We start from the raw sequence: 8,414 nt of genomic DNA, 5'->3' as shown, positions 1-8,414 counted from the left end.
GGACGACGTCTTGAGGGTTTTGGTGGGGTTTGTTTCATGAATTGCGCCCATTAAAAAAATAATGGACATCATCTTCAATAACTTGATGGGGAATTAACAGACGGCGCTGGGCGTACGCTTACCCCAGCACAGGAGCTGTTGGCCCGTATTCCGCTGACCACGGCGGACAATATCACCGATTTGGGCTGTGGCCCGGGTAATTCCACCGCGCTGTTGGTGGATCGTTATGCCGATGCCCGGGTCACCGGCGTCGACACGTCGCCAAGCATGCTGGCGAGCGCGCGTGCCAGCCTGCCGGGGTGCAATTTTATCGAGCAGGACATGGCGTCCTGGCGCACCGCGCTGGCTCAGGATATCGTTTTCGCCAATGCCTCGCTGCAATGGGTGAGGGGGGGCATCTTCAGTTGCTGCCGCGGCTGATGGGCCAGTTGATCGCCGGCGTCGTCTTGGCGGTGCAAATGCCGAATAACCGGGAAGAGCCTAGCCCCCGGGCCATGCGTGAGGTCGCGTCCTTGGCAAAATGGCGCGGCCGCATCCACGAGGCGGCCCTTAGCCGGGTGGGTATTCTCAGCGCCGCCGACTATTACGATCTGTTGGCGCCGTTGGCCTCCGGCGTGGATATCTGGCAAACCCGCTATTATCATGTGATGCCGTCCCTGGCCGCCATCGCCGAGTGGCTGCGGGCGACCGGGCTGCGCCCGTTTCTCGACCCGCTAACTCCCGCGGAACGGGACAGTTTCCTTGAAGATTATCTGCAGGCGATTGCGCCAGCCTATCCGCCGCGCGCCGATGGCCGGGTATTGCTGGCCTTTCCGCGCCTATTTATCGTGGCCCGGCGCTGAATTTCCCGCTAGGACCGGCATAGCCTGGCGCCAGGTTTTTGTTTCTGCTCGAGTCCAACGCTTATTCGCCGGCCGGGCCAGACGCTGAGGTTCCTTCTCTTTTTCTTGGCCCGGCGCCTTTGTCGTCACTTGAGACCGGCCAGGTCTGGCGCGTGGTTCTTTATATTCCCCTTGGCCCGACGCTTGCGCACGGGGTGGCGTCGACGACGTCTCGTCTGCCGTTAGCGCTGCCGCGCTAACGGCAGCGGCATGCTTAACCAGCGCCGCGCTGCATCCGGTCGGCGTCATTCCTAGACCGGTCGCGGCGGGGCAGTGCCAGCGGCCGCATTTTGTTGTAGTCTGTCATTATTACGCTATAACGCCATCGCGTCTGCCGGGCTGGGTGACGGCTTGCCGCCGCGGTGGCGCGGGCGTATGCCGACGAGTGATTCCAACGATACAGGAGTGCCCATGCGATCTTCAGCTTTGCCCGATACCCTGCCCATGTTGGATCTCGCCCTGTTTGACGCCGAGGGCCAAGAGCGTGACGCTTTTCTCGCCCGGTTACGGCTGGCGGCACACGATATCGGTTTCTTTTATCTGACGGGCCACGGCATCGACCCCGACCTATTGCGTCAGGTACAAGCGGTGGCGATGATCCATTCTCCCCATTTTCGCGGCTACAACCGCGCCGCCTCGGAGCGTACCCGCGGCCAGCCGGACTGGCGTGAACAGTTTGATCTTGGCGCGGAGCGGCCGGCGCTGCCCCGTGACGTGACGCAGCCTGCCTGGACACGCTTGCGGGCCCTAATCTCTGGCCGGCGGCGCTGCCGGAGATACAGCCGCTGTTGACCCGTTGGCCGCAGGAGATGACGCGGATGGCACTACGGCTGCTGCGGGCGTTTGCCGAGTCGTTATCGCTGCCGGGTGGCGCGTTTGACCCGCTTTATGGCGAGAAGCCCAATGAGCATGTCAAATTGATTCGCTATCCCGGCAGAAAAGAAGGGGAAAGCCGGCAAGGCGTTGGACCGCATAAAGATTCCGGTTTTCTGAGTTTCCTATTGCAGGATGAAAATAAAGGGTTGCAGGTGGAAATCGCGCCCGGTAAATGGATAGACGTCGAGCCGAAAACGGGCACGTTGGTGGTCAATATTGGTGAACTTCTCGAACTGGCGACCAATGGCTATCTGCGCGCGACGGTGCATCGCGGGGTTTCGCCGCCGGCCGAACGTGAGCGGCTGTCGATCGCTTTCTTTCTGGGGGCGTAATTGGATGCGGTCGTGCCGATTTACCCGCTGCCGCCCGCGCTGTCCATTGAAGCCCCTGGCGCCGCGAGCGATCCGGACAATCCACTGCTGCGCGACGTTGGCTGGAATTATTTGAAAGGCCGTTTGCGATCGCATCCCGATGTCGCCGAGCGATATTATTCCGATCTCCTCTGGCCGTGAGCGGCTGCCGCGGCACGCTATTCTCCCAGTAGATTATTTTCATTTTTTCGTCTAGAATGAGATTGTGGTTGAGGAGGGTAGCGTATGCAAATGTCGGCGGCGTTAGACAATAAAGTGGATAAGCAGCAGGCGGCGGCGGTAGGCGTTAAGACCGCGTTAGCGATTCTGGACAAGTGGGGCGCCTCACCGGAACAAAGCCAGGGTATATTGCAACTGTCGCGCGCAAGCTGGTATAAGCTGCGCAAAGATCCTGCCGCTGTCGCCCTCAGTCACGACCAGTTTGAACGGATAAGCTATTTGTTGAATATTCATGCTGCGCTGCGCACGATTTTTGACAATCCCGAAAACGTCTATGGCTTCATGTCGATGGACAATCATAACCCCTTTTTCAGCGGCCGGTCACCGCTGCGCATTATCGGTACAGGCAGCTTCGGCGCGCTCTATGAGGTTCATAAACGCATCGATGCTTTACGCGGAGGGCAGTGGTGAAGGAAACGCTTCCCTCTCTCCCCAGGATCACCCTGTGCGATCAAACCGGTTATCGTCTTATCAATTCCAAATACCCGCCGGTGTTGTTGTTCGACGACGTGGCTGACGAGCACGAATTCAATGCGCTGCATGCCCTGCAGGCTTTGACCAATCCCCGTCTCAGGGATCAAGACGCCATTCTTAACGGCTTGAAAAAAGGGGAGATTCCTTTCGGCATTGCCGGCTGCTCCTATGCGGTGGCGCCGTTTACTCACGTTAACCCCGACGGCAGCCGGTTCAGCGACGGCTCTTTCGGCGTGCTGTATGTCGCGGATACGGTGGAAACCGCGCTCGCCGAAGTGGCCTATCATCAGGAGCATTATTGGCGGCGTGTGCCGGGGCTGAAGTTTGAACGCCTGGTGCTGCGCGGTCTGCAGGTGAATTTTTCCGCAGATTACGCCCGTGACGCTACCGTCTTGCCCGCCGATCATGCCGTTTACGATCCCTGCCATTACCACGTCTCCCAGGCCCTCGGCGCGGCGCAGTGTGCTGGGGGTTATTTACCCCCACCGGCGTCACCGGCGTGCGCCAGTGCGCACACTATGAAATGATGTGGGACGGGCAGGCTATCACCAGCATCGGCAAAATTACCCTCACCAAGCCGGCGGCCCGGGCACGAAACGGCCGCCTCGGCTGAAGACCCGCCATTCTGACCCGGCGTCTTCTGTTTAGACAGCGTCTGCGCCCGAGCATAAGCGGTTACACTACCAACAGCGGCCTGTCTCTTTATCCTTCGGCCCGAGAATGGGCTTGCTGTCCGTCCATCGCGACCTGTAGTTTTATCCTGTCGGCTCGCGCATAGGCTGATTTATCGTCCGCCGTGACCCGTCGCGCCTGGCGTGGCGAGTCAGCGAACCAGGCCGATTTTCGGCGCAAGCGCTTCGGCCGCCTTTTTGCCGGTGATAAAAGCATGATCCGAATTGTAGTATTCCCATTCGCTGTAACGGCCCACCAGCAGAATGTCATAGCGGGCCAGCCATTGCCTGATGGTGGCGACATGGGCGGCACGGGCATGATCGTACAACACATAGGCATAGGGCGCCCTCAACCCTTATCGTGGCGCAATCGCTTGACGATATCGTGAGTCTCGATCCGGCGGAAAGCAATGAGTTGTCCAGCATTCAAACGCTTCCCAGTCTCTATCAGCGATTGGTTCAGGCCGACCGCGACGATCCCGCGCGGTTGCAACCCATGCTGGCCGCCAGCTGGCAAGAAAATGCCGCCAACAAATCGTTGCGTATCACGCTGCGGCCAGACGCTGTTTTTGCCTCCGGCAACGGCGTCACCAGCGATGATGTGATTTTCTCCTTGAGCCGTGCGGTTAAGTTGAACAAATCGCCGGCGTTTATCCTCAACATTTTGGGCTGGCAGTCCGATAATATAGACGGTTTGCTCGCGCGCGTGGACGATCACACCCTGCAACTGCGCTGGACCAGTGATATAAGCCCGGCGGTGGCGCTGAATCTGCTTTCCACGCCCATCGCCTCTATCGTGGATAGCCGCACGGTGTTAACGCATGTCAGCGATAATGATTACGGCAACGGCTGGCTACGCACGCACGCCGCGGGCAGTGGCCCCTTCTCGCTGCGAGTCTACCAACCCCATGAAGCGATTGTGCTGGACGCCAATGACCCCGCCGGCGATAACCGGCCGCGATTAAAAAATATCATTATCAAAAACGTGCCGGACGCCGCCTCGCGCCGTCTGCTGGTTCAGCAAGGGGATGCGGATATTGCCCGCGATCTTGGCCCTGATCAAACAGCCAGTCTGGAAAATGACGACGCGTTGAAGGTGCTGTCGATTCCCTCCGCCGAGCAAAATTATTTGGTATTCAATACTCAGAACCCGGCCAATCCGCTACTCAATAATCCGGCTTTCTGGCAAGCGGCGCGTTACCTGGTGGATTACCAGGGCATTACCCGTGATTTACTGAAAGGGCAATATTTTGTCCACCAAAGTTTCCTGCCGGTGGGGTTGCCTGGGACGCTAACGGAAAATCCTTTTACCTTCGATCCGGCAAAAGCCAAATCAATTTTGCAGCAGGCCGGCATACGCGATGCGCATTTGACCCTGGACGTGGAAAACAAGCCGCCCTATATCACCTTGGCTCAGTCGTTGCAGGCAAGCTTCGCTCAAGGGGGCGTTAAACTTGAACTGCTGCCGGCGGCGGGCTCTCAGGTCTATGCGCGGGTGCGAGCGCGTCAGCATCAGGCCGCCATACGGCTTTGGATCCCGGACTATTTCGATGCCCATTCCAACGCTAGCGCCTTCGCCTATAACGATGGCAAAGGGGGAACCGTGGCGGGGCTGAACGGCTGGCAAATTCCGGCGCTGAACAAGCAAACGCTGGCGGCGGTCGCACAAACGGATCCCGTCAAACGCCGCGCCATGGTATGCCGATTTGCAGCGAGAACTGCAACGCAACTCACCCTATGTCTTTATCGATCAGGGCAAAGCGGTATTGGTGCTGCGTGCCAACGTCAAAGGCTACCAGCAAGGCTTGAACACCGATATGGTGTATTAGATAAAGTGAGTAAATAGCTGCGGCGCCGGCTAAGCCGGCGTTTTTCCCTGCAACGCCGTGGGTCGTCCTGGCCCCTGGCATTCCCCCCGGCGCTCGGCCTGAAACCAGGACGATGTCCGACTGTCTGGCGAAAAAAACCGCGCGGCTCACGCACGCCAAGGCAAGGTAGCCGCCAAACCCTGCCGCGCTGATAAAAAACATTAATTATCTTTAACATTACTTAGGTACCCTTTACCGAGTGAAAGGCCATGACAAGTGGTTCAGCGCACAAATTCCCAATTTTTCTCCCCAAATGCATTAACGTTAGCTATGATTTAGACGTTACCCCATCGCTTAAGCCTGACGATAATGCCCCTGCCGCGCCCGCGCCAACGGCAGCATGATTAACGCGTGAAAAAGCACTACGCCTGGCCGGCCGCCGGCAGGTCTGTACCGGTTTGTCTCTTTCTTATTAGGTTCAGAAGTTATTGCGCTGAATAAGGTTTGTCGCCGCCGGCTGCCTGCCCAGTAATGCTTATTATTTCGGCGCATCCCGCGCTTTGCCGAAAACATCGGAGGCGTCGCTATGAAGGTATTTGATTCTCCCTGGCAGGCAGGGTTCGAGGGTGCCGACCATATTAATCACCAAGGCTTTGCCCTATCGCTGAATCAGCAGACCGGCCATTTGGCGCGTGTGTCTGGTGACTATGCCCGGTTGAAAGAGTTGCATATTACCACGGTGCGAGAGAGCGTGGGCTGGCGGTTGGTGGAGCGGCAGGGGCGCTTTGATTTTTCCTCTCTGCTGGGCCTGCTGGAAGCCGCTGAGCGACTGGGCATACAGATGTGCTGGACCTTTTGCCATTACGGCTGGCCGGAGGATATCGATATTTTTTTTGATCGGTTCGTGCCGCGTTTTGCACAATTTTGCGGTGCGCTGGCCGCCTGGCTGGCGCCCTTTTACCAAAAAGCGCCGGTCTATTCGCCTATCAATGAAATCTCGTTTACCAGTTGGGGATTAGCGGTAGAGCTCTTTCACTGCCGCAAAGACGCGGTCGCCGATGTGGGACGGGAAGGGAAACGCCAACTGGTGTGTGCGGCGCTGGCGGGGTGTGATGCGATTTGGGCGGCCGATCCACGCGCTCGCTTGCTGCACTGCGATCCGCTTATTCACCTGATCGCCACGCCGGACGGTGACGATGAGCCGCAGGCGGTAGCCGCACAGAATGCGTCGCAGTTTGAAGCCTGGGACATGCTGTGCGGGCGGATGGCGCCAGAGTTGGGTGACGCGCCGCGTTACCTGGATATTATTGTCGCTAATTATTATCACAGAAATCAATGGGAATACGGCAGTCACCGCCGATTGCACTGGCATCTGGGCGATCCGCGGCGTAAGCCTCTTTATCGCCTGTTAGGCGAGCTCCATCGGCGCTATCAACGACCCTTGCTGCTGGCGGAAACGGGGCATGTCGGCAGCGGCCGGGGTGCCTGGATAGAGGATATCGCCGACCAGGTCACGCAGGCGCGCCTTCAGGGCACCGATATTACGGGCATCTGCCTGTATCCGGCCGTCGACCGGCCGGACTGGGAAGATCCCCAGCGCTGGCACCACAGTGGTCTATGGGATGTGACGCCGGCCGCGGCCGATCCCCTGGCGCGCACGCTTTGCCGGCCCTATGCCACGGCCTTACTGCGGGCGCAGCGAAAGCTCGACCGCTTTCAGACGCTGTTTTCCACTCATAGCCCATCGGGCCAGGATAAAACTATGCAGACGATCATTGTATTTAGCCATCTTCGCTGGGACTTTGTCTGGCAGCGCCCGCAGCAGCTACTTAGCCGTCTGGCGCAACATTTTGCCGTCGTATTTGTGGAGGAGCCGGTATATGAACCGGGCGCGGTGCGGTTGGAGATAACGACCCCGGTGGCTAACGTGAGCGTCTGCCGGCCGCACACGCCGGTACGGGCGGCCGGCTTCCACGACGACCAATTGCCTTGGCTACAGCCGTTGATCAACGATGCTGATGGCCGATACCCCCTCGCCCATTGCCTGGCTCTACACGCCGATGGCGCTACCGCTGTTGACGCCGTTGGATCCGGCCTTGGTGATTTATGACTACATGGATGAACTGGCGGCGTTTAACCAGGCTCCACGCCAGTTGCTGCAGCGCGAATCGGCGCTGTTGGCCCGAGCTGAGGTGCTTTTCACCGGCGGACAGAGCCTGCACCGTGCCAAACAGACGCGACACGATAACGCTTATTGCTTTCCCAGCAGCGTCGACGCGGTTCATTTCGAGCAGGCGCTGGACAGGAGCAACGATCACCCGCTGCAACGCGACCTGCCGCATCCGCGCCTCGGATTCTATGGCGTGATTGATGAACGCCTGGACTTGCCGCTTTTGGCCCCGCTGGCCGACCGACATCCCGACTGGCAATGCGTCATCGTCGGTCCGGTGGTGAAAATCGCCCCCGCCAGCCTGCCGCGGCGGCCCAATATTCATTATTACGGTCAGCAACCTTATCAGGCGTTACCGCAGTTTCTGGACGGCTGGGATGTCTGCCTGCTGCCCTTTGCCCGCAATGACGCCACCCGCTTTATCAGTCCCACCAAGGTGCTGGAGTATATGGCCGCCCGTCTGCCGATTGTCAGCACCGCTATCACCGACGTGGCGGAGCCCTACTCTCAGGTGGTGGCGATTGGCCATGATACCGCCGGTTTCATCGCCGCCTGCGAGGATCGGCTGGCGCTGTCTTTCGAGCGGCGCGACGAGCACGCGGCGCGGATGCAGGCGATTGTCGCCGCCACCTCCTGGGACAAAAGCGCGGACCAGATGGCCGCGATTATTCAGCAGGCGTTCGGCTATCCGCTTAAGGACGGTTTTCAGGCGCTGATGACGGGCTTTGTGCCGCATTTGCAGGGTGAACTCGAAACCGGCGCCGAGGTGGTGTCTCTCCAGCCCGACGCGCATCTCCTGACGCTTATAGAGAAGTAATTTATTTGATACTTACGGGAATTGGCGGGATCTGGCGGGAATTCGTGGGATTTCTTAGGCTTAGGGATGATTTATGTATTTGATACCGATGAACAAAAAAAGAACAAAATAGAGCCTATAGGCAAAA

General features: G+C 58.6%; 4 protein-coding genes and 4 pseudogenes. 7 read left to right on the top strand and 1 reads right to left on the bottom strand.

Annotated features, from left to right (window positions below; translation table 11 throughout):
- Positions 1-123: 123 nt before the first annotated feature.
- The 4 genes and pseudogenes from tam to ACMX3H_RS14850 all read left to right on the top strand — a co-directional run.
- Positions 124-842, top strand: a pseudogene (tam, locus tag ACMX3H_RS14865) (trans-aconitate 2-methyltransferase); the annotation flags it as partial.
- Between the two features lie 450 nt (positions 843-1,292).
- Positions 1,293-2,269, top strand: a pseudogene (locus ACMX3H_RS14860) (isopenicillin N synthase family dioxygenase).
- Between the two features lie 84 nt (positions 2,270-2,353).
- Positions 2,354-2,758, top strand: a complete 405-nt coding sequence (locus tag ACMX3H_RS14855; protein ID WP_415211396.1) for an MbcA/ParS/Xre antitoxin family protein — start codon at positions 2,354-2,356, stop codon at positions 2,756-2,758.
- On the top strand, positions 2,755-3,348 hold the full coding sequence (locus ACMX3H_RS14850; protein ID WP_415211395.1) for an RES family NAD+ phosphorylase: 594 nt from the start codon (positions 2,755-2,757) through the stop codon (positions 3,346-3,348). Before ACMX3H_RS14855 ends, ACMX3H_RS14850 begins: the two co-directional genes overlap by 4 nt.
- Positions 3,349-3,644: 296 nt before the next feature.
- Here ACMX3H_RS14850 and ACMX3H_RS14845 read toward each other — a convergent pair.
- A pseudogene (locus tag ACMX3H_RS14845) lies at positions 3,645-3,836 on the bottom strand (hypothetical protein); the annotation flags it as partial.
- 2 nt (positions 3,837-3,838) lie between these two features.
- Here ACMX3H_RS14845 and ACMX3H_RS14840 point away from each other — a divergent pair.
- The 3 genes and pseudogenes from ACMX3H_RS14840 to ACMX3H_RS14830 form a co-directional block, all read left to right on the top strand.
- A pseudogene (locus ACMX3H_RS14840) lies at positions 3,839-5,338 on the top strand (ABC transporter substrate-binding protein); the annotation flags it as partial.
- Positions 5,339-5,886: 548 nt separating this feature from the next.
- On the top strand, positions 5,887-7,410 hold the full coding sequence (locus ACMX3H_RS14835; protein WP_415211394.1) for a hypothetical protein: 1,524 nt from the start codon (positions 5,887-5,889) through the stop codon (positions 7,408-7,410).
- Entirely contained in the window at positions 7,319-8,287 is a 969-nt protein-coding gene (locus ACMX3H_RS14830) for a glycosyltransferase (RefSeq protein WP_415211393.1), read from the top strand. Before ACMX3H_RS14835 ends, ACMX3H_RS14830 begins: the two co-directional genes overlap by 92 nt.
- Positions 8,288-8,414: the final 127 nt, after the last annotated feature.

Origin of the sequence: Sodalis sp. (in: enterobacteria) (assembly GCF_047607725.1) — a bacterium.
GTDB lineage: Bacteria > Pseudomonadota > Gammaproteobacteria > Enterobacterales > Enterobacteriaceae > JBLKSS01.
This window is presented reverse-complemented; position numbering and strand designations above follow the sequence as displayed.

Coding starts and splice junctions, on each gene's coding strand:
- ACMX3H_RS14855 (WP_415211396.1), top strand. CDS start 2,354: ATGCAAATGTCGGCGGCGTTAGACAATAAAGTGGATAAGCAGCAGGCG.
- ACMX3H_RS14835 (WP_415211394.1), top strand. CDS start 5,887: ATGAAGGTATTTGATTCTCCCTGGCAGGCAGGGTTCGAGGGTGCCGAC.
- ACMX3H_RS14830 (WP_415211393.1), top strand. CDS start 7,319: ATGGCCGATACCCCCTCGCCCATTGCCTGGCTCTACACGCCGATGGCG.